The organism is Enterococcus sp. DIV0436a (genome assembly GCF_051711605.1).
GTDB classification, from domain to species: Bacteria; Bacillota; Bacilli; order Lactobacillales; family Enterococcaceae; genus Enterococcus_B; species Enterococcus_B faecium.
Genome location: NZ_JBIONA010000001.1, coordinates 182,552 through 202,430, shown reverse-complemented (window position 1 = coordinate 202,430; position 19,879 = coordinate 182,552). Strand labels below are relative to the sequence as shown.

Annotated in this window: 19 protein-coding genes; 5 read left to right on the top strand and 14 right to left on the bottom strand. The window is 39.9% G+C overall.

The genetic code is table 11. The features are described 5' to 3' along the window. Positions 1–102 precede the first annotated feature (102 nt). Positions 103–1,134 (bottom strand): tRNA preQ1(34) S-adenosylmethionine ribosyltransferase-isomerase QueA, encoded by a 1,032-nt coding sequence (queA, locus tag IGL15_RS00985; RefSeq protein ID WP_104765313.1) that lies wholly within the window; start codon positions 1,132–1,134, stop codon positions 103–105. Between the two features lie 192 nt (positions 1,135–1,326). Here queA and IGL15_RS00980 point away from each other — a divergent pair, with 192 nt between their 5' ends. The 4 genes from IGL15_RS00980 to IGL15_RS00965 are packed head-to-tail and all read left to right on the top strand — an operon-like array spanning position 1,327 to position 4,729. After that, positions 1,327–2,502: a betaine/proline/choline family ABC transporter ATP-binding protein gene (locus IGL15_RS00980; RefSeq protein ID WP_002294192.1), complete on the top strand. Its 1,176-nt coding sequence runs from the start codon at positions 1,327–1,329 to the stop codon at positions 2,500–2,502. Between the two features lie 3 nt (positions 2,503–2,505). Then, the gene (locus IGL15_RS00975) at positions 2,506–3,147 is read left to right on the top strand and encodes an ABC transporter permease (RefSeq protein WP_002293405.1); all 642 of its coding nucleotides are present in this window, start codon (positions 2,506–2,508) and stop codon (positions 3,145–3,147) included. Further along, positions 3,144–4,061 (top strand): osmoprotectant ABC transporter substrate-binding protein, encoded by a 918-nt coding sequence (locus IGL15_RS00970; RefSeq protein WP_002298332.1) that lies wholly within the window; start codon positions 3,144–3,146, stop codon positions 4,059–4,061. The genes IGL15_RS00975 and IGL15_RS00970 overlap by 4 nt, the downstream gene beginning before the upstream one ends. After that, positions 4,058–4,729, top strand: a complete 672-nt coding sequence (locus IGL15_RS00965; protein ID WP_002319469.1) for an ABC transporter permease — start codon at positions 4,058–4,060, stop codon at positions 4,727–4,729. The genes IGL15_RS00970 and IGL15_RS00965 overlap by 4 nt, the downstream gene beginning before the upstream one ends. Before the next feature lie 541 nt (positions 4,730–5,270). Here the strand turns inward: IGL15_RS00965 and IGL15_RS00960 are convergent. The 12 genes from IGL15_RS00960 to IGL15_RS00905 all read right to left on the bottom strand — a co-directional run bounded on the left by IGL15_RS00960 (position 5,271) and on the right by IGL15_RS00905 (position 16,176). Continuing rightward, positions 5,271–5,759: a mannosyl-glycoprotein endo-beta-N-acetylglucosamidase gene (locus tag IGL15_RS00960; protein WP_002296561.1), complete on the bottom strand. Its 489-nt coding sequence runs from the start codon at positions 5,757–5,759 to the stop codon at positions 5,271–5,273. Positions 5,760–5,959: 200 nt separating this feature from the next. Further along, positions 5,960–6,226, bottom strand: coding sequence for a Txe/YoeB family addiction module toxin (locus tag IGL15_RS00955; protein WP_002294198.1), 267 nt, complete (start codon positions 6,224–6,226; stop codon positions 5,960–5,962). After that, on the bottom strand, positions 6,226–6,489 hold the full coding sequence (locus IGL15_RS00950) for a type II toxin-antitoxin system Phd/YefM family antitoxin (protein ID WP_002294199.1): 264 nt from the start codon (positions 6,487–6,489) through the stop codon (positions 6,226–6,228). Before IGL15_RS00950 ends, IGL15_RS00955 begins: the two co-directional genes overlap by 1 nt. Before the next feature lie 630 nt (positions 6,490–7,119). Then, positions 7,120–8,310 (bottom strand): arabinan endo-1,5-alpha-L-arabinosidase, encoded by a 1,191-nt coding sequence (locus IGL15_RS00945; RefSeq protein WP_002298336.1) that lies wholly within the window; start codon positions 8,308–8,310, stop codon positions 7,120–7,122. A 52-nt stretch (positions 8,311–8,362) separates the two neighbouring features. After that, positions 8,363–8,629 carry a DUF6171 family protein gene (locus IGL15_RS00940; RefSeq protein ID WP_002315578.1) on the bottom strand — a complete coding sequence of 89 codons (267 nt, stop codon included), beginning with the start codon at positions 8,627–8,629 and terminating at the stop codon, positions 8,363–8,365. 4 nt (positions 8,630–8,633) lie between these two features. After that, a complete protein-coding gene (locus IGL15_RS00935) occupies positions 8,634–10,079 on the bottom strand; it encodes an alpha-N-arabinofuranosidase (protein ID WP_002337067.1) in 1,446 nt (481 codons plus the stop codon). Between the two features lie 10 nt (positions 10,080–10,089). Beyond that, on the bottom strand, positions 10,090–11,712 hold the full coding sequence (locus IGL15_RS00930) for a glycoside hydrolase family 43 protein (RefSeq protein WP_104765314.1): 1,623 nt from the start codon (positions 11,710–11,712) through the stop codon (positions 10,090–10,092). Positions 11,713–11,730: 18 nt separating this feature from the next. After that, on the bottom strand, positions 11,731–12,687 hold the full coding sequence (locus IGL15_RS00925; protein ID WP_104765315.1) for a glycoside hydrolase family 43 protein: 957 nt from the start codon (positions 12,685–12,687) through the stop codon (positions 11,731–11,733). Between the two features lie 15 nt (positions 12,688–12,702). Next, positions 12,703–13,119, bottom strand: coding sequence for a hypothetical protein (locus IGL15_RS00920; protein WP_002337069.1), 417 nt, complete (start codon positions 13,117–13,119; stop codon positions 12,703–12,705). A gap of 8 nt (positions 13,120–13,127) precedes the next feature. After that, a complete protein-coding gene (locus tag IGL15_RS00915; protein ID WP_002315574.1) occupies positions 13,128–13,979 on the bottom strand; it encodes a carbohydrate ABC transporter permease in 852 nt (283 codons plus the stop codon). Between the two features lie 11 nt (positions 13,980–13,990). After that, a complete protein-coding gene (locus IGL15_RS00910; RefSeq protein ID WP_002298350.1) occupies positions 13,991–14,881 on the bottom strand; it encodes a carbohydrate ABC transporter permease in 891 nt (296 codons plus the stop codon). Positions 14,882–14,925: 44 nt separating this feature from the next. Beyond that, the gene (locus IGL15_RS00905; protein ID WP_002298352.1) at positions 14,926–16,176 is read right to left on the bottom strand and encodes an extracellular solute-binding protein; all 1,251 of its coding nucleotides are present in this window, start codon (positions 16,174–16,176) and stop codon (positions 14,926–14,928) included. A 313-nt stretch (positions 16,177–16,489) separates the two neighbouring features. Between IGL15_RS00905 and IGL15_RS00900 the strand changes: the two genes are divergently transcribed. Further along, positions 16,490–17,380, top strand: a complete 891-nt coding sequence (locus IGL15_RS00900) for an ArsR/SmtB family transcription factor (protein ID WP_002298354.1) — start codon at positions 16,490–16,492, stop codon at positions 17,378–17,380. A gap of 141 nt (positions 17,381–17,521) precedes the next feature. On the opposite strand, the gene IGL15_RS00895 is transcribed toward IGL15_RS00900, so the two are convergent. Next, positions 17,522–19,345 (bottom strand): APC family permease, encoded by a 1,824-nt coding sequence (locus IGL15_RS00895; RefSeq protein WP_002294202.1) that lies wholly within the window; start codon positions 19,343–19,345, stop codon positions 17,522–17,524. Positions 19,346–19,879: the final 534 nt, after the last annotated feature.

Genomic DNA, 19,879 nt, shown 5'->3' with positions numbered 1-19,879 from the left:
GAGGTACAAGAAAGCCGAGCTTATCGAGAGCTCGGCTTTTTCTTTGTCATAAAATCTTTGTAAAGTTTTTTTGTTATTCAAAACTAGCGGCTTTTCATAACCTTATTTCACGAACATCGCATCTCCAAAACTAAAGAAACGATAGCGCTCGTCAATCGCATGCTGGTAAGCAGATAAAGTCAATTCTCTTCCTGCAAAGGCACTAACTAACATGACTAAAGTTGATTTTGGCAAATGGAAATTAGTTGAGAAAGCTTCTACCACTTTGAATTCATAGCCAGGCGTAATGAAAATATCAGTCCATCCGCTGTCTGCTTTGATTTCTCCATTAAATTTCGTTCCAATCGTTTCTAATGTTCGAATTGAAGTTGTTCCGACAGCCACGATTTTCCCGCCATTTTTACGTACTTGGTTCAATCGCTCAGCTGCTTCTTCCGTCAAACGGTAGAATTCACTATGCATATGGTGTTCTTCAATTTTATCTACGCTGACAGGTCGGAATGTACCTAACCCTACATGTAGTGTCAGATAGACTAATTCAACGCCCTTTGCTTCGATCTCATCAAGTAATTCTTTCGTAAAATGCAATCCAGCTGTTGGCGCTGCAGCAGAACCATTTTCTTTCGCATAGACAGTTTGATAGCGATCTGGGTCTTCCAGACGTTCTTTGATGTATGGAGGCAATGGCATTTCTCCCAATGATTCAAGAATCTCTAGAAAAATTCCTTCATACTCAAAGTCAATGATCCGTCCGCCGTGTTCCAATTCTTCTTTCACTACTGCTTGCAATCTGCCATCACCAAAAGAGATTCTTGTCCCCACTTTGGCACGTTTCGCAGGTTTGATCAATGTCTCCCACGTATCTCCTTGTGTATTCGTTAGAAGAAGGACTTCTAAATGCGCACCAGTATCTGGTTTTTCTCCATATAAACGAGCGGGCAGAACTCGTGTATTATTCATGACTAGCGCATCTCCAGGGTGTAATTCTTCAATGATTTCATGGAAATGCTTGTCTTTCATTTCTCCAGTTTTCCGATCCAAAACAAGTAAACGAGAATGATCGCGGTCTTTTAATGGTGTTTGTGCGATCAACTCTTCCGGCAAGTCAAAATCAAAATCTTCTGTTGTTAACATATCGTCACTCACTTTCTATCATGTGCTTCATCATTCTATCATGTTTTTCGTTCTGTTGGCAAAATCAGCACTTTTTCACTTCTATTTTTTGTTTTCCTAAATAAAAAAACTACCCTATTTGTATTTTCTCATTGTTTTAGGCATACTAGTAATAGATAGTTCTTCATTGAAAATAGAAAAAGAGGTGGCACCATGATTGAATTTCAAAATGTGTCAAAGATTTATAAAGGTGGAAAAGTCGCTGTAGAGGACGTCAATCTTTCATTTGAAAAGGGTGAGTTCATTTGTTTTATCGGTACGAGCGGAAGCGGAAAAACGACGACGATGCGGATGATCAACCGAATGACTGATCCAACACAAGGGAAAATTTTGATTGATGGAAAATCCATCCAAGAAATTGATCCAGTGGAATTGCGACGTCAGATCGGCTATGTTATCCAAAGTATTGGATTGATGCCTCACATGACGATCCGTGAAAATATCACTCTTGTCCAAAAATTGTTGAAAGTCAGTCAAGAAGAACGGAATAAAACAGCTGAAAAAATGATTGATCTTGTGGAATTGCCCCGTGAGATGTTAGATCGCTACCCACATGAATTATCTGGTGGGCAGCAGCAGCGTATTGGAGTCGTTCGTGCCCTTGCAGCGAATCAAGATATCATCTTGATGGACGAGCCATTCGGTGCGCTTGATCCCATCACTCGTGATTCCTTGCAAGACCTTGTCAAAGATTTACAAGAGCGTTTGGGAAAAACGATCGTATTTGTAACCCATGACATGGATGAAGCGATTAAACTAGCAAGCCGTATCGCCATCATGAGTGAAGGCCGTGTGATCCAATTTGATACACCAGAAAATATTTTACGTCATCCTGCAAACGATTTCGTAGAAGAGTTGATTGGAGAAGATCGCCTACTACAAGCCAAGCCAAATGCGACAAGAGTCGGAGAAGTTATGCTAAATACAGCAATCACGATTACACCGGAAAAATCATTACAAGAAGCAATCAAACTTATGAGGGAAAAACGTGTAGATACGTTGTTAGTTACCGATAATTCGAATGTATTAAAAGGATTTATCGATGTAGAAACGTTGAATAAAAAGCGAGGAAAAGTATCCAGTGTCGGCGACATATTAAATAAACATGTTTTTTACGTAAAAGAATCCGCCTATCTTCGTGATACCTTGCAACGCATTTTAAAACGCGGACTGAAATACGTGCCGGTCGTTGATGAACAGAACAAAGTTGTAGGTATCCTGACTCGTGCATCATTAGTGGATATCGTCTACGATGTGATTTGGGGAGAAGATCCCGCAACTACTGATGTTGCAGAGTCAGCTACTCCTGAAGAATCTAAGGAGGTCTGACCTATGCAGCAGTTTTTTCATCAACACGGTTCAGAAATTCTCTCAAAAGGTTTTGAACATCTTTATATTTCGGGACTTGCTTTGATCATTGGTATCATCATTGCTGTACCGCTTGGTGTCTTACTGACACGTTTTCCAAAAGCTGCCACGATTGTGATTGGCTTAACCAGTGCCTTGCAGACAATCCCTTCTCTTGCTTTATTGGCATTGATGATCCCGCTATTTGGCGTAGGTAAATTACCTGCGATTATCGCACTCTTTATTTATTCATTATTGCCGATTTTACGTAATACGTACATTGGGATGAAAAATGTCGATTGGAATTATCGGGATGTGGCAAAAGGCATGGGGATGACTGAGTTCCAATCCATTTTTTCCGTTGAATTGCCCATTGCTATGCCAACGATCATGGCTGGTATTCGTTTAGCTGCCGTTTACGTGATTGCATGGGCTACACTTGCTTCTTATATCGGGGCTGGTGGTTTAGGTGATTTGATTTTTAGTGGACTGAATAATTACCAACCAGATCTCATTTTGGCAGGTACGATCCCTGTAACGATTTTAGCACTATTGGCTGATTGGCTTCTAGGTCTCTTGGAACACCGGCTGACACCGATCGCACTTAGAGAGGAGAATGAAGAATGAAACGTATACTAAAAATGACCATGGTTCTTTTCTCTCTTCTTATACTTGCGAGTTGTTCTTTCCCTGGTCTTGCCAGCAATACAGATGAAGACACCATTTCGATCACAGGTGGAATCACTTCAGAAGCACAGATCTTAGCAAGCCTAGTTGCCGGAATGGTTGAACATTATACAGATAAAAATACCGCAATCATCAACAATCTGGCTACCACAACTATCAACCATCAAGCGATGATGAACGGAGATGCTTCAATTTCAGCGGCTCGCTACACAGGAACAGATTTAACGACTACATTGAACCTTCCTCCTGAAAAAGATCCGAAAAAAGCGTTTGCTACCGTGAAAGATGAATTTGAGAAAAGATACGATCAAACGTGGTTCCCGTCCTATGGTTTTGAAAATACGTATGTCTTTCTTGTTCGAAAAGACACCGCACAAAAATACCATTTATCTAAAGTCAGCGATCTGAAAAATGTAGCGGATGAATTAGTAGCTGGTGTAGATACTTCTTGGATCAATCGTAAAGGAGACGGTTATGACGGCTTCCAAGAAACTTATGGCTTCTCCTTCAATTCGATATTACCTATGCAGATTGGACTTGTTTATGACGCAGTCGAAGCAGGAAAAATGGATATTGTTCTTGGCTACTCTACGGATGGACGGATCGCCAGTTATGATCTAGTCATGTTGGAAGATGATCGTCAATTCTTCCCACCATATGATGCTGCTCCAGTTGTAGACAACAAGATATTAGCTGATACGCCTCATTTAAAAGAAGCCTTAAATAAGTTAGGTCATACCATCAGTACGGAAAAAATGCAGGAATTGAACTACGAAGCAGATAATAATCTAGTGGAACCATCAGTAGTAGCACAACGTTTCTTACAAGAAAACCACTATTTTGAAGGGAAGTGAAGCAATTGGATAAAATGAATGTCTTTCAACAATTTTTCTATTATTTCCAGGAAAATGGCTCCTATATCTTTGCACAATTTATCCGTCACTTCCTGATTTCTATCTATGGTGTCCTCTTTGCAGCAGTTGTCGGGATTCCGGTTGGGATCATGATTTCTAGGAGACGTAAATTAGCAAACTGGGTGATTCGTTTGGCGAATATCATCCAGACGATCCCTTCTCTAGCCATGATCTCCATTTTAATCATTGGATTAGGCCTGGGAGTCAATGTCGTGATTGTTACTGTATTTTTGTATTCCCTCTTACCGATCATCAAGAATACGTATACCGGGATGATCCAAGTAGATAAAAACATCCTTGATGTCGGCAAAGGCATGGGGATGACTGCTAGACAACGACTATTCATGGTAGAGTTACCACTCTCTGTTTCTGTTATCATGGCAGGCATAAGAAACGCGTTAGTTGTTGCCATCGGGATAACCGCGATCGGTGCATTCGTCGGTGCTGGTGGTCTTGGAGATATCATTATCCGAGGAACCAATGCAACAGATGGCACATCGATTATTTTAGCAGGTGCATTGCCAACTGCATTAATGGCGATTATCACGGACTGGCTTTTAGGTATTTTGGAAAGACGGCTAGATCCAGCCAGCCGTACATCACGCTGATGTTATTGTAAAAAACAAAAGCTTCTGCGACCATTTGTTGGTCGCAAAGGCTTTTTTAGTTCTGTCATTTTTTAAGGCAATAATCCACTCTGATTCTTCCCTCCTTATGGGCAAAGAGTTGCTTTTCTTAGCTATTTATCCATTCCGTATACTCCAACTTCATACTGCCAACGGGTTCATCTCTGCATCCACCGACTAAGTTTTTTTCTTATCCGCTAAGGCATTTTGCCAATCCATTTTCCCATCACTCGTCATGGAATTCATACCACATGATCTCTAAATACTCGTCTGCTTGTTCTTTGAATTGGGCATCAATTCTTACATCCTTTGGCGTGGCTTTCATTTAAGCCTTTTCCATCAGTCCTCGATTGTTCGATGCCTTCAGCTGCATCATCAAAACTGGTGACTGCCGTATCGGTAACTTCGATCATCTTTTATACAATCGGGAACTTGCCATCCTCATCCTTGGCTAAAAACATATCTAGCCATTCCAGCTTCTCGCCATGGGAGGTTTGCGGTTCCTAAAACCGGTACACGATTCTTATGGACTGCATCCGTCGCAACTAGACTTGGCGATACGATGATCCTTCACCAGAAGAGCACCCCCGTAAACCAATTGATCGATATATTGCCAATAAGAAAAGACATTGGCGTAAAAGATATCGATCCCTCGTGATGCATTGCCGTTGATACTGCTATTCATGGCCGAAAGCGCCACGACTTTGACTTCTTCCGTTTGAGTGACATTCATGTTCGGCAATGTCGCTTTGGATACCCGCTCTGCTAAAGGAACGACACTGGTATTGTATTTCGTATCTGTATCTTTTCCAAAAGACCATGCCAACGAATCCTCTGGGAACCAATAAGACGACTCCGGTTGATTGTCCATTGCTTTTTTCAACATACTTTTGGCTGTTTCTCGATAAACGACATTTCCAATTGTCTTCGCCTCACTTTGGCGATAATCGATGGTCGTTGCCACTGCCAACACTAACAACGATGCTCCAATTTTACTGATTTTCCTTGTCACACTTCTTCCTCCTTGTTTTACATAAACCCGTCAACATTCCATTCCTAAACTCAAACAATGACCCTTCAAAGGTGGAGATATAGGAACAAATTAAAGAAATCATGCAATAAATCCAAGAAGGTTGGTTTTAGAACAAAAAAAGAGTCTCCTTTTTGGGGAGACTCTTTGTTAACTATCTAAAAAGGTTGGCTCTTCTCACTTCACTCATAATGTGTCCAGGCAGAATAAATTTCCACAACTTTATTTTCCTCATCAACTTTGTAAACCACTCGATGCTGTCTATTCAGCCTGCGTGAGTATCTGCCTTCATGTGTAGGTCTCAGCTTTTCAAAAGACTGCGTGGGCATATATGGATCTTCCTTCAATGTCTGAATCACTTCTTCAAATTGTTTCTTTAAATTCGATTGCTTGATTTTTCTTAAATCCACTTTCGCAGAGTTTTTGATTGCGACTGTATAGTTACTCATCAAAGAGCTTCCCAATCAATATCATCGATATTCGTAAAGCCACTGTCATCTTTTTCGCGGTCTCGTACTTTATCTAAAGTACCTGTTTGCTCAAGAAAAAGGGTTTCTTGAATCGCTCTCCAGTCTTCCAGCCCAATCAATACAGCATTGTTTCCACTACGATCACTAATAATCTCGATTTCAGTATGATTTTCATTTACCTCTTTCAATAACTGATAAAAATTTTTACGAGCAGTGCTAGGATTCATCGTTGTATTAGCCATTGTCTCTCCTCCTTTTTCTGATATAATTATAGCGTACTTGATTAAGTACGTCAAAAAATACAATAAAGCACTTAAATTCAGCAAACTTTTCCTCTTTTTTACATAGAGAAAAAGACCCCTTTTTAGGGAGGATCTTTGTCCACGCTCACTTCTTACTCCTTTACGACTAGCGGTAGCCAAACGTAAAGTAATTGGTAACAACGTATCATCTTTAGCAAAGGTCGAATCCAAAGCCTGTGAGTCTATGCAACAACACCAATACACGAAGGTTCCTCGTTGCAGTGTGACTTGATTGATATCTTGAATAACCTGAGGATACGCACGAAAGATTTGTAACGGTTATTCAAAACTGATTTTGGCCGTCAAGTCTTCTACTGCCTCAAAAATGATTGCCTCTTTCGTCTCCTGTCATTCATGTTCACTATCGATTTGATACTTGCTTAGACCGTTGGGTTTGTGAATCACCAATTAAAAATGGCACTGAGTTATGGTAACAAAAAATGGTCACTTGACGAGGCTGAGATTCCTACTTATGGCGCCAGATTATTAAAAGGCAGTATTTAGTAAAAAGGGCAGCAGTATACGTTTATAAGCAGCACAATGCAATCTGCTCATTGTGCTGCTTGTTTTTTATTCTTCGCACACTTTTCGACCAAGAAACGCAACGCCCTGATCATTGATTCCAGAGAAAAACAACCTTTCTTTTTGGTCGATGTACTCATAATATGGGACAAATTCATTTCCTTCCCACAAGTAACTTCGTCCTTCTTTTTTTAATTCTGTTATTTCATGCTGTTGAGAAGATATAATTTGAGATTCGTAATCAAATTGGATGATTTCCCACTTTCCTAACAGAGTTTCTTGCTCTGGCATTCGTGAAACACTTCCCTGATAGATTGAAGCAGAGATTACTGGCCAGCCTGATTCCAGCCAATAGAGTTTACGTATTTGTAAATGGAATTGGTCACTAAATGGTTTTCTCCGTGCATGATGCACAACAAAGCTTTCCTTATTGGATTGCGTAAAGATCGAATTATGACCAGGAGCGTATACAACTGTTTCTTCTGAGAACTGATAACTGCCCAACAGTTTGGTCCCTACTTCGGTTGGCGTCTTTTCTTGATCCGTCATGGCCGTACCATGCCAGTCCAGATATGGCCCTGTAATTTCTTTTGCTCGGGCGACACGGATATTATACGAATCGTTAAGGGAATCGAAAGAAACAAACAAATAATAATAATCGGTTTCAGGATGATAATAAATAAATGGGCCTTCAATAGCAGTATCAACTGTTTTCGGACGAAAAGCAATCCGTTGGCCATAGCTCTTTTCTTGAAGTTTTCCAGTTTCTTTGTTCAATGGAGCAATATAGATTCCGCCAAAGAAAGAACCATAGACAAACCACTGCTCACCCGAGCGGTCAAAAGCAATATTGGCATCGATCGCGTTATGCTGTGCAAGAGTTGCATTGGTTTTAACAACCTCTCCTTGATCTTCCCAAGGGCCCAAAGGATCTGATGCTGTAGCTAAGCCGATAAAAGAAGTGGTACTGCCGAATGTCGAAGCAGAATAATACATACGGAATTCGTCCTTGTAGCGAATAACTTCCGGTGCCCATAGTCCTTGAGCTTTGCTCCATTTTACTGCTGGTTCAGGCATTTCTGACAATGCCTGTTTCTCAAATTGCCAATGGATCAAATCTTTTGAGCTACGAATTGGTACACCAGCCGTTTTGGGCTGTTGTGTGTCCGTTGAATATAAATAAAAGGTGCCTTCATGTTCAATAATCGTAGGATCATGAACCCCATTGATCGCTGTCATGTCTTTCCCTCATCTCCTAATTGATTTATACTATTTTATAAAAACAGGACAGCTACTTGACGAGCTGTCCTGTTTGTTCCCACATTCCTGCAGGACAGTTTTTCTTAGCTAAGTTTGCGCGAAACCGATAAAAACAGCCACATTTGGTACAGGTATGATTCAATCGCAGTGGACAGGTCTCACAAACAGCGATTCTCCTACTGACGATCTCCGGCAAAGCCAAGTCTCTTTCTAAAGAAAGTTGTTCTGCAATCAAGGATTCAATGTCTTCCTGTGCTGCTACAGCAACATCTTTCACTTCGCATCCTTTACAAGTCATGGGATCAGACTGTCAATGAGATCGTTAGAACACTCATTGCTGGCACACGCAAGCTGACTTTGTTCTCTTCAACATCGTAAGCGGTGAAGTCTTGGATCGCCACATCTTCAGGATGATCAAAATCATTGTGTGCGTTCATTTTGTCTCCCACGATATAACGAGCTTCTTTCACTTTATTGATCGCTGTTTCAAGGGAGAAGGATAATTCTTCCGTGCCTTGGGTAGCAAAATTACAAACCGATAGATGGATCGTATCCTCTTTTTTCGAAATCGTATACGTAATGGTATCGCTGCTGGTTCCATGGCTATCAATGGTTTCAGCATCTTGATGGACTTTGTACAAATCAAATACATGATAGCTTGGGGTTTTCACCATTTGTTCGCCATCTGTCAAAATCATCGCTTGCAGGACGTTGACGGTTTGTGCGATATTTGCCATGTGCACTCGCTTGGCATGTTTATGGAAAATATTCAAGGTGATCGCTGCGACCATGGCATCACGGATCGTATTTTGTTGGTATAAGAAGCCTGGATTCGTACCAGGTTCTGCTGAGAACCAAGTGCCCCATTCATCAACAATGATTCCGACACGCTTTTCTGGGTCATACTGGTCCATGATAGCGCTGTGGCGGGTCAATAATTCATCCATGTAGGCTGCTTTTTCACAGGTCACTTGCCACTCTGCCTCATTAAATTCCAAGGCGCTACCTTTTTCTTCCCAGCCTTGCGGATGAACGTAGTAGTGCAAGCTTAGGCCGTCCATCAACCAATGGGCGTTTTTCATCAGCGTTTCTGTCCAATGATAGTCTGCGACATTCGCTCCGCCAGCGACTTTGTAGATTTTTTTGTCACCGTATTGGCGGACATAGGTTTGATAGCGGCGATACAGATCCGCATAGTACTCTGGCCGCATATTGCCGCCACAACCCCAGTTTTCGTTTCCTACGCCAAAAAATTTCATTTCCCACGCTTCTTCATGGCCATTTTCTCTGCGAAGATCAGCCATCGGAGAAATGCCATCCATCGTGATGTATTCCACCCATTCTGACATTTCTTGCACCGTTCCGCTGCCGACATTGCCGTTGACATACGCGTCACATTGCAGCTGCTTGATCAATTCAAAAAATTCATGGGTCCCGAAATGATTGTTTTCAGTCACGCCGCCCCAGTGAGTGTTGACCATCGTTTTGCGGTTTTCTTTAGGACCAATCCCGTCTTTCCAATGATATTCATCGGCGAAGCAGCCGCCTGGCCAACGCAGCACAGGGATTTGAATGTTTTTCAGTGCTTCAACCACATCGATCCGCATCCCATTTTTATTTGGGATCGGCGAATCTTCTCCAACGTATAATCCTTCATAGATACAACGGCCTAGATGCTCTGCAAAATGACCGTAGATATATTTGCTGATCGTTGTTCCTGATTTTGTGTGTAGAATTTTGATTGTCATTTTCCTACTCCTATTCTTTGATTCCCCAAATGGACTCATTATTATCGCCAATCGTTGAAAACGTTAACTTTTGCTGCTCGAATTCTGTTATTTCCTGAGTTAATAAGATTCCTTTGAAGGTAGTTTCTTCAAAAGTCAACACCAAGTATCCCGCATCGTACGTCCAAGTTCCGGTCAAGTCTCCAGTAACGTTTCCATCTTTTTGAAACTCGATCATCTGCGTTTTTAGCATGGTCGTTCCATTGTCGGTGCCATGGTTAATGATTTCATAGCGCCCGATAATTTCATCTTCTGTCAAAGCATCTGCTACTTGTTCATTGCCTCGATACTCATAGGGTGCTGGAACTGGCCAGCCCTCCTCATTCATATACATTCTGTTGACCCGCACTTCATGGGCTTCGGTTCCATTGTTAAAGCGCGTATGATACACCAAGGACCACTGACCATTCTCATCGATGATCGCCGAATTGTGTCCCGCTGCTCGATACCCCATTTGTTGAAACGAAAATTGATAGTTCCCAATCAATTTGATACCATAATTCACATTTTGTTCACCTTTATCCAAGATTGGGCTATTTCCTTGGGCATCAAGGTAAGGTCCTTCTGGTTTTTCAGCGCGAAATAGTCGCATATTGTAACCACCTTTTGCTGCTAAACCACCGTAAGTGACGAATAGGTAATAATAATCGGTTTTCTCATCATAAACAATGTAGGGACCTTCTCCTGATTGATGATAGCCACCTGAGAGTTTAATCCCAAAATAGCGATCAATGATGCGCGCATCTTCTGTAGTGCTATCTTCACCAGGATACATTGGTTTTCCAGTGGCTGGATCAACTTCCAATAAAAAGATACCGCCGGACCAAGAACCATAGGTCATCCATAGTTTCCCTTCTTCATCATAAAACAAAGCGGGATCAATGGCATTTGGCGCATAATCGGTGTTATAGGTAAGACCGGCTTCGATAGACCAGTTTTCACTAAAACCACTTATTTTTCCATCTTTGATCAGTTTTGCCAAATGAGTATTTTGATAGTTTGTATTACGGTCACTACCATCCGTTGAATCTTTTTCTGTAAATCCAGAATAAATAACTGTGTCAGAATAGCTGTATGGTCCTTCAATTGTTTTTGCTACAGCTAATCCAATCGCTGAACGCCGCCAAGTAGAACTAGCTGAGTAGTAAAGCATGTAGGCTCCTTTGTCTCCATTTGACCATTCATAATCAGCATTCCAGATCACATCTGGCGCCCAAAGACTATAGCCGCCTTTTGAATCAGCATCATCATATCCTGCCCATTTAAATGTTTCAGCTAGATTTTCTTTGGTATTTCCATAAATAATATTGTCTTCCATTGATTCATATTCGTGAGAAAAAGGAACTTCCCACGTTCGTAAGTCTGATGTTTTTGCTTGAGCAAGATGTGAACCAAATACATAGAATAATTCTTGATTTTCCTCATGGATAGTTGTAATTGAAGGGTCATGGATCGATACCCGTTCCTTAGATGTTGTTTCCCACTCCTTTTGTATAAGCTGCTCGGCAGCTTCCCCTGTTTGACATCCCATAAGAAAAAAACTGGTCAAAAAAACAGGTATCATCCTACTGATCATATTTATTTTTGTAGTCATTTTTTTCCTCTCTTTTTCTTAAGCTTTGATTACACCAGGTTCGCAAAAATTAGGCAGTCCATTTTTATGCCATGTAAATGGCTGAACATACGCATGTCTGTTTGGATTTTCCAATGGATCACTATAATCATTTTTTTCTGGTCGAGCGTGATAAACTAAAATATCTTGCTTTCCTTCCTCATCAATTGTAAATGAATTATGACCAGGACCATAAAGAGAATTACGCTCAGAACTTGAAAACACTGGTTCTTTTAATTTGTTCCACGAGTAGCCATTCAACAAATCGCTCTCTTCATCTGCCCATAAAAGCCCCATCGCATAGTTTTCATCCGTCGCACTTGCTGAATAAGTGATAAACACTTTTCCATTTCTAATCAAAGCGGCGGGTGCTTCGTTTACTTTGAAGCCGATTTTTTCCCATTCATAATAAGGGATACTCAGAAGAATCTGCTTTCCTTTCAATGTCCAAGGATTTTCCATCTCTGATAAATAAAGATTGGAATTGCCTGGAATATTTGGATCTACTTGTGCCCAGACATAATACAATCGGTTCCTATGTTCAAATACCGTAGCATCTAAACTGAAACTCTCAAATTGCGTCTTGATTTGTCCTTTTTCCACCCACTCTCCTTCAAAGGGATTTTCTTTCGCATTTTCGATTGCAAACATCCGATGATGATGCTGATCATTTCTGACTTCTCCATGATCTGCAGCAGCAAAATAGATGTACCATTTTCCCTGAATAAAATGAATCTCTGGTGCCCAGATCAGCTCACTCATTGAGCCTTCGGCATGAGCCGTCCAGATGACTTTTACTTCACCGTCAGTCAGTCCTTTCAAGGTTTTCGCACGTCTTAATTCGATTTCCTGATACCCTGGTTTTGATCCAGTGAAGTAATAATATCCATCGGTATGCTTGTATATCCATGGGTCTGCTCGTTCTAATACAATCGGTTCCAAATAATTTTCTGCCATAAATTCTACACCTTCTTAAAAAATTCCATTTTCCGTTTTTAGTATTTTTATTGCTTTATTTTTAGACATATACATCGTCGTAGCTAGTAAATAGAGGACGACACCAATCACATCATAGATGATCAAATGGATGATGACACAGGCGATCATCCAACGTATCGTTCCTTTGTTTATTTGTTTGTCTCGCATATTCTTCGCGTTGATCCAACTGATAACGCCCATCAAAATCGTTGCTAATGCAACGATCAACACTACTTTTGAGATCATACCTATAAGACTTGATTGTAAATATTCATACTGATTTTGATTTTGAAACGCTGCGATCCCTTGTTCTTCAAACCAAGGATAATACCCAAACATCGTTACGAGACCAATACAGACATCCCAGACCGCACTGGCACGTAGTAAGTTTCTTTCCAGTTTTCGATTCATGATCTTCACTATCCTTTTATTCCTGCATTTAAGTTCATAGATTCAATGAAATATTTTTGGGCAAATAAAAACAGCAGTACTGTGGGAATAATGGCAATCAATGCTGATCCCATTAACTGGCCAATCATCCGATAATTCCCATAAATGTCTTGTAATAAAAGCAGCCCAGCCGTAATTGGCATCTTACTAACGTCTGTGTACACGATTACTGGCCATAAGAAATCATTCCAAGAGCCAGTGAAAGAAAAGAGTCCGGCAACGATCAGAACAGGTTTGATCAACGGAACGATAATCTCTGAAAAAATTGTAAACTCATCTGCACCGTCCATTCGCGCCGATTCATCAAACTCAAGAGGAATTCCCTTCATAAATTGTCTGACAAGAAAAATATTCCCCATTCCAGCCAGTCCTGGAACAATCATGGCAAGAGATGAATTGACCCAACCAAATGTTTCGATGATTTTATAGGAAGGAATCAAATTCACAACACCGGGAAACATCGAGATCCCCATCAAAAGATAAAAGATTCGATCACGATATTTAAAGCGCGTTCTGCCATAACCATAAGCTGTCACTGAAACAACGATCACAACTAAGACAGTGTGAGTGACTGCGATAAACAGTGAATTCCATAACCACTGCATGATAGGCGCAGTAGAGGTATTGGTTAAAATCGCTATATAGTTATCTAATATCCAATTTACGGGTAACAAGCGAAACCCAGTGGAGACGATTTCGGTCTGAGAACGAAAAGAAGTGGCGAAGCTAAAAATCAATGGAATAACCCAGATGATACATAAAACGATCAGAAACAAATATGCGATGATCATACTAGGTATATGTTTCTTTTGTGTATTCATTTTTTACCCCCTTAAGTATTGCTTCTATCTAAAAGAAAATATTGAAATACGGACACACACATAATGATCAATCCTAATATGACTGCCATAGCCGAAGCCATCCCTGCAATTGATTCCCCTTGACTAAAAGCCAGTGAACGGATATACATCATCAATACAGTCGTGCTTTGATTGGGTCCTCCACCAGTCATCATCAAAGGCTGTGCAAAGACGTTAAATGCCCCAGCAGTTGTCATCACGATCGTATATAACAGTGGAAACCGAATAGACGGCAAGGTCACGTTCAAAAATTTTTGGAACGATCCAGCTCCGTCGATCTCTGCGGCTTCATAAAGATCTTCATTGACACCCGCTAAAGCTGAGCGATAGATGATCATGTTACCACCAATCGCTCCCCAAATGCTGACAGCGAAAATCAAGATCCACGCATAAGGTTGTCGCGATGCCCAAGAGAAATCAAACCCAAAAATATTATTTACGGCACCTAATCGAGAGTGAAAAATCAGTGACCATATCAAAGAACCAGCTGATACAGAGATAAGACCTGGAATATATAGAACCGCTTGAAAAAGTCCTTTCAGCTTCACTTTTTTATGTTGCAGTGCCGCTGCAATCATCAAAGGAATAATGATCTGTAGTGGTACCATGATCAAAACAAAAATAAAGGTATTTTTCAAACCATTCCAAAATTGAGTATAGAAAGTGGACGAACTATCAAATAACAACGTCTTATAGTTGTTTAGGCCGACCCAAACAGGATCAGAAATCAAATTCCATTGAGTAAATGAAGCATAAATCCCATAGACTGTTGGAATGCATACAAAAATAATAAAGAGAACCATATGCGGTCCAATGAATGCAATTGAAGCCCAGTTAATGCTCTTTTTTTTCATTCCTTTCATTCCCTTCCAAAAATCAGAAAGGGGATAAAATTATCCCCTTTCAATTATTTAGCCACTTCCGCAATCTTATCTTCTACATATTGTTGCATCGTTGCTAAACCTTCATCCAAGTCTAATTCACTGTATGCAATATCTGTGCAATAGACGTCTAATGCCTCTAATACATAGGAGAAATAAACATAGTCAAAGATATAAAGTGTATCTTCTTCCTCTGATGTTGAAGTAAAGAAGGATTGAGGATATTGTTGATAATCATCACTTTCTAAAATGTCTTTACTAGCGACAATTTGTCCCGCTTTTGCCCATTCAATCGAATTCGTACGAACGAATTCTAAGAATTGCGCGATGACTTCTTCTTTCTCATCGGTTCTAGACTCACTCTTCAACATACCAAACATATGGGAAGCAGCCCGATTTGTTGCAATATCATCAGATGTTGAATAAATGTTTGTGACACCCCAATTCAGCCCTTCAACAGCATCATGCGCGGTTGAAGTCCAAGTACCATCTGTGGACAATAGAACATTTCCACCTTGGAACATCAGATAACCGTCTTCGCCATAAGGAGTCATTAACCCAGCATCGGTTAGTGCTTTAATTCTTTCCAATGCTTCTTTCATTTCCGGAGTATTAACGGTCGGATTGCCAGCCTCATCAGAAATAGCTCCTCCTAAATTACGGATCTGAGCCAAAATAACCCAGGAAAGTAAGGCATTGTTAACAACATAATCGCCTTCGTCCATTTTCCCTGCTAATGACATCATTTCATCAAAAGTAACAATATTATCGTCTAACCAAGAGGTAACATCATATTTCTCTAAAAGGTCCTGATTATAGTACATTGCACTCGCATGGATATCTAACGGAATTGTATACTGAGTGCCTCCAATTGTTCCTGCATTCCAAGCAGTATCTAAATAATTGCCTTTTTGTAGCTCTGGTTGATGCGAAACCAAAGGTTCAACCGTATCGAGAATATTCGAATTAACAAATTCCTCTACTTTGTAGGAATGCATTAATGTTAAATCAGGAATACCATTTTTAGAGCTAACGACTGTACTTAATTTTGTATACATATCAGATGTGATGACGTGATTAATTTTGTAATCTGATCCAGACTGTTCATTAAATTCATCTACAATCTTGTCCATATAAGCACCATCATCCCCCGTAAGAGGAGACCAAAAATTTATTGTGTATTTTTCTTTTTCTGAAGACTGGTAACGTTTAAAACCGGCAAAAGCAATTGCGACTACTGCAACCAATGCACCAATAATAATAAGTTTCTTCTTCATGTTCTTCCCTCTTTCATTGAAATTGAATTATGACCTAGCCGAACACTCCTATCCTCCTCATCACTATTTACTATCAATTCGTATATAATTTCATTACTTATTACCAAAATTTGCAAACGTTTTCTATTTACAAATAAATCATAACTTTATTTGTAACCGCTGTCAACAACATTTTAATTAACTTTACTAGAATAATCGCTACTTTAATTAATAAATATATTAATCAATAAACGAAATAAACAATGCTATTTACACAAATTAGCAAATATATTAACATTCAAGTAAATCAAACAGTTTAAACGGAGGCGACACGATGCAATTAGAAATCAATCAAGAAGCATTACCTGTCTATGAGGCACTTGCCAGTAACGTGCGGATCAAAATTATTCAATTGCTGGCTAAAAACAAGATGAATGTCAAAGAGTTGGCACAAGAATTAGGTTTAAGCAGTGCGATTATTACGGTGCACATCAAAAAATTAGAGGAAGCCAAAATCATCAAAACGGAACGTGTGGGGCAAAAAAAGATTTCCAGTTTGAGAGTGGATCATATTGATATTAACTTTCCTGAGAAAATATTTAATGCCTTTGATACTAGAGAAACTTCGATTCCGATCGGTCATTATACAAATTATTTTGTTGAACCAACTTGTGGATTAGCGACACTCTCTGGTTTTATCGGTCCAGTAGATGAACCTAAATTTTTTATGGACCCGAATCGAATGGATGGTCGGATTCTCTGGTTCACGAAAGGCTTTGTTGAATACCAGTCACCCAATTTCCTTTCTCCAGATGAGAAACTAGAGATGATGGAGATTTCCATGGAGATTTCTTCTGAATTTCCTTTTTCTAATAATAATTGGCCGTCTGACATTACCTTTAGCTTAAACGGTATCACATTGGGCACCTGGACAAGCCCCGGAGATTTTGCAGATATTCGAGGCAAGTATACGCCAGATTGGTATCCAGACAACTTAAATCAATACGGGCTGTTGAAGACGATTCGAATCATGGAACATGGAACTTATATGGAAGGCGAACCATTGTCAGATGTCACGATCAAGGATATTCCTACCTATGAAGACACATGGCACTTAAGAGTCGAGGTAAAGGAAGAAGCTGAAAATATAGGAGGCTGTACATTATTTGGCAAAGGATTCGGAAATTATGATCAAGACATCAAAATCAAAATGTTTTACAGCTAAATAGGAAGAATAATAACATTTCATACGCTGTTCCCATCTTTAATGGCTTATAGAGGGCACCTTTAGCTGAGAATAAGACAAAACAGACCCTCTAGCTTCAATTAAGAGCTAGAGGGTCTGTTTTTGATTTTAAAACTTGGTTTATTTCTTCAAATGGTAGCTATAGGTGCTGACAACGATATTTTCACGCCAAGACAATCGCAATCTTAACCGCAAACTTGTTTGGTTATGGAGAATATTCTGCCAGCGTCTGTTTGGTACAAATTGAGGAATCAACACAGTAGTTGTATAGTTTTGTTTCGCTGCATTTTTACTTACGATATCTACATAACGGATAATTGGATTTTCAATCGAGCGATAAGAAGAGTGGACGATTGAAAAACGGACATCTGGGAAATGCTTTTTAAATTCTGCTTCGATTTCTTTTTCTTTTTCGACATCTTCGTCTAGCGAAACATGCATCGCAACGACATAATCACCGATCGAACGTGCGTAATTCAACGCACCGATATTTACCCGTGTCACATTCCCGACTAATACAAGAACGGTATTCCCGTCATAATCATGTAGTTTTGCATCATTTTCTAAACGAAGCTGTTCTGCTACTTTTTTATAATGATCATGGATCTTATAAAAAATGAACATAACGATTGGCATAATGATGAAGAAAGGCCAAATGTCCCCTAACCGATAGACAAACAAAATCGCAATGATTGCATATGAGATGAACGCACCTGTAATATTGGCAATCGATTTGCTTAACCATCTTTTTCCTTCTTTTTTCCATTTGACGACCATCCCTGTTTGAGATAAAGCAAATGGAATGAACACGCCGATAGAGTATAACGGAATCAAGCGTTCTGTTGAGCCATGGAAAATAAACAGCAATACGATCGAACCTAGCGCTAGTGTGATAATCCCATTGGAATAGCCTAGTCGATCCCCACGATCTTGATACATGTGAGGCATGAATTTATCTTTTGCCAGATTGTATGCAAGAACTGGAAAAGCAGAAAAACCGGTGTTAGCAGCAACTGCTAAAATCAGCGCTGTAGCAAATTGAAGGACGTAATACAAAATACCATGTCCAAAGACAGCTTTACCAATTTGAGACAAAACAGTGACTTCTTTTTCAGGAACGATCCCATACCAATAGTTGATAAATGTGATCCCCACGAAGAAGAAACCTAAGATCAATGCCATCATCGTCAACGTAGCAGCGGCATTTTTTGCTCTTGGCTTCTTAAAGAATGGTACAGCATTACTAATCGCCTCCACCCCAGTTAAAGAGGAAGAACCAGAAGAAAATGCTCGTAAAATCAAAGCGATAGAAACACCCGGCACAGCCGCTCCTGGAAGTGCAGTAGCTTGCAATGGCACAGCACCTGTCACGATATTATATAAACCAACAACGATCAGTAACGAGATCACAAGGATAAATGTGTACACCGGAAATAATAGGAACGATGCAGATTCCCTCAGACCACGAAGATTCAGCATCATCAGTAGCAAAACGATTGTCACAGAAATAGCGACTTGATGACCGTAGAGTGCTGGCACCGCTGATGTGATCGCTTCAGCACCTGCTGAGACAGATACTGCTACTGTCAACATGTAGTCGATCAATAAAGAGCCACCGGAAATCAAGCCAGCATTCTTTCCAAGATTCTCACTGCTGACGACATATGCTCCCCCGCCATGAGGATAAGCATGGATGATTTGACGATATGATAGCGTTAATGAAATCAATAAAATAATAACAAAAGCGGCAATGGGTAGCGAATACCAGATGGCTGCAGCAGACAAAGCGACTAAAACGACAACGATTTGTTCCGTACCATATGCAATAGATGATAACGCATCAGACGACAATAATGCCAAAGCAGCAAATCGGGTTAATTTGTGCTCATCATTTTCAGCAGATTTTAAAGGCTTACCTACTAACAACCTTTTTAAGTAATCCAATTTCTAAACTCCTTTACACACAATTTTACTTCAAGTTTTATAGTCGAAAATTTATAGTAAACAAGATGTTATAGTACGCTCACTGACCTTAAAAGTCAATAAACTTTAAGAAAATAATTGGAAAAAAACAGAAAAATATCAAGCGCTTTTTCAAACGCTTTAATACAGCAAAAATCTAACATTTTTTTATGGGCTTTTTCTTTGAATTCTATAATAAAAGGATAGAACTTGACTTAGAAAATCAAGTTCTATCCTTTTTGATATCTTAACTTTTGAAAGAGAGATGTAAGGTTGCTTTCTACCCATAATTCTTACTACTCGAAGCATAGCGCAGTTGTCACAACCTCTTGATAAACGGTGTTTAAAAGCTTGCATCTGCGGTAATAAGCCCAACCAAATTAAAAACATAAGAAGCTGTTTTTATTTGGTCGTTCTTATTACTTGATGCAGAGCAGCTTTTTTACAACCTCTTGGTACACGGTGTTCAATCAGCTGACCCTCGGTATTAGCTCAAAAAACGGCAAAATATGAGGA

Bases quoted from the DNA above. Each gene is read 5' to 3' on its own strand.
- IGL15_RS00980 (WP_002294192.1), top strand. From the start codon at position 1,327: ATGATTGAATTTCAAAATGTGTCAAAGATTTATAAAGGTGGAAAAGTC.
- IGL15_RS00910 (WP_002298350.1), bottom strand. From the start codon at position 14,881: ATGAAAGGAATGAAAAAAAAGAGCATTAACTGGGCTTCAATTGCATTC.
- IGL15_RS00975 (WP_002293405.1), top strand. From the start codon at position 2,506: ATGCAGCAGTTTTTTCATCAACACGGTTCAGAAATTCTCTCAAAAGGT.
- IGL15_RS00925 (WP_104765315.1), bottom strand. From the start codon at position 12,687: ATGGCAGAAAATTATTTGGAACCGATTGTATTAGAACGAGCAGACCCA.
- IGL15_RS00900 (WP_002298354.1), top strand. From the start codon at position 16,490: ATGCAATTAGAAATCAATCAAGAAGCATTACCTGTCTATGAGGCACTT.
- IGL15_RS00945 (WP_002298336.1), bottom strand. From the start codon at position 8,310: ATGACAGCGATCAATGGGGTTCATGATCCTACGATTATTGAACATGAA.
- IGL15_RS00970 (WP_002298332.1), top strand. From the start codon at position 3,144: ATGAAACGTATACTAAAAATGACCATGGTTCTTTTCTCTCTTCTTATA.
- IGL15_RS00955 (WP_002294198.1), bottom strand. From the start codon at position 6,226: ATGAGTAACTATACAGTCGCAATCAAAAACTCTGCGAAAGTGGATTTA.
- IGL15_RS00950 (WP_002294199.1), bottom strand. From the start codon at position 6,489: ATGGCTAATACAACGATGAATCCTAGCACTGCTCGTAAAAATTTTTAT.
- queA (WP_104765313.1), bottom strand. From the start codon at position 1,134: ATGTTAACAACAGAAGATTTTGATTTTGACTTGCCGGAAGAGTTGATC.
- IGL15_RS00930 (WP_104765314.1), bottom strand. From the start codon at position 11,712: ATGACTACAAAAATAAATATGATCAGTAGGATGATACCTGTTTTTTTG.
- IGL15_RS00935 (WP_002337067.1), bottom strand. From the start codon at position 10,079: ATGACAATCAAAATTCTACACACAAAATCAGGAACAACGATCAGCAAA.
- IGL15_RS00940 (WP_002315578.1), bottom strand. From the start codon at position 8,629: ATGACTTGTAAAGGATGCGAAGTGAAAGATGTTGCTGTAGCAGCACAG.
- IGL15_RS00915 (WP_002315574.1), bottom strand. From the start codon at position 13,979: ATGAATACACAAAAGAAACATATACCTAGTATGATCATCGCATATTTG.
- IGL15_RS00905 (WP_002298352.1), bottom strand. From the start codon at position 16,176: ATGAAGAAGAAACTTATTATTATTGGTGCATTGGTTGCAGTAGTCGCA.
- IGL15_RS00920 (WP_002337069.1), bottom strand. From the start codon at position 13,119: ATGAATCGAAAACTGGAAAGAAACTTACTACGTGCCAGTGCGGTCTGG.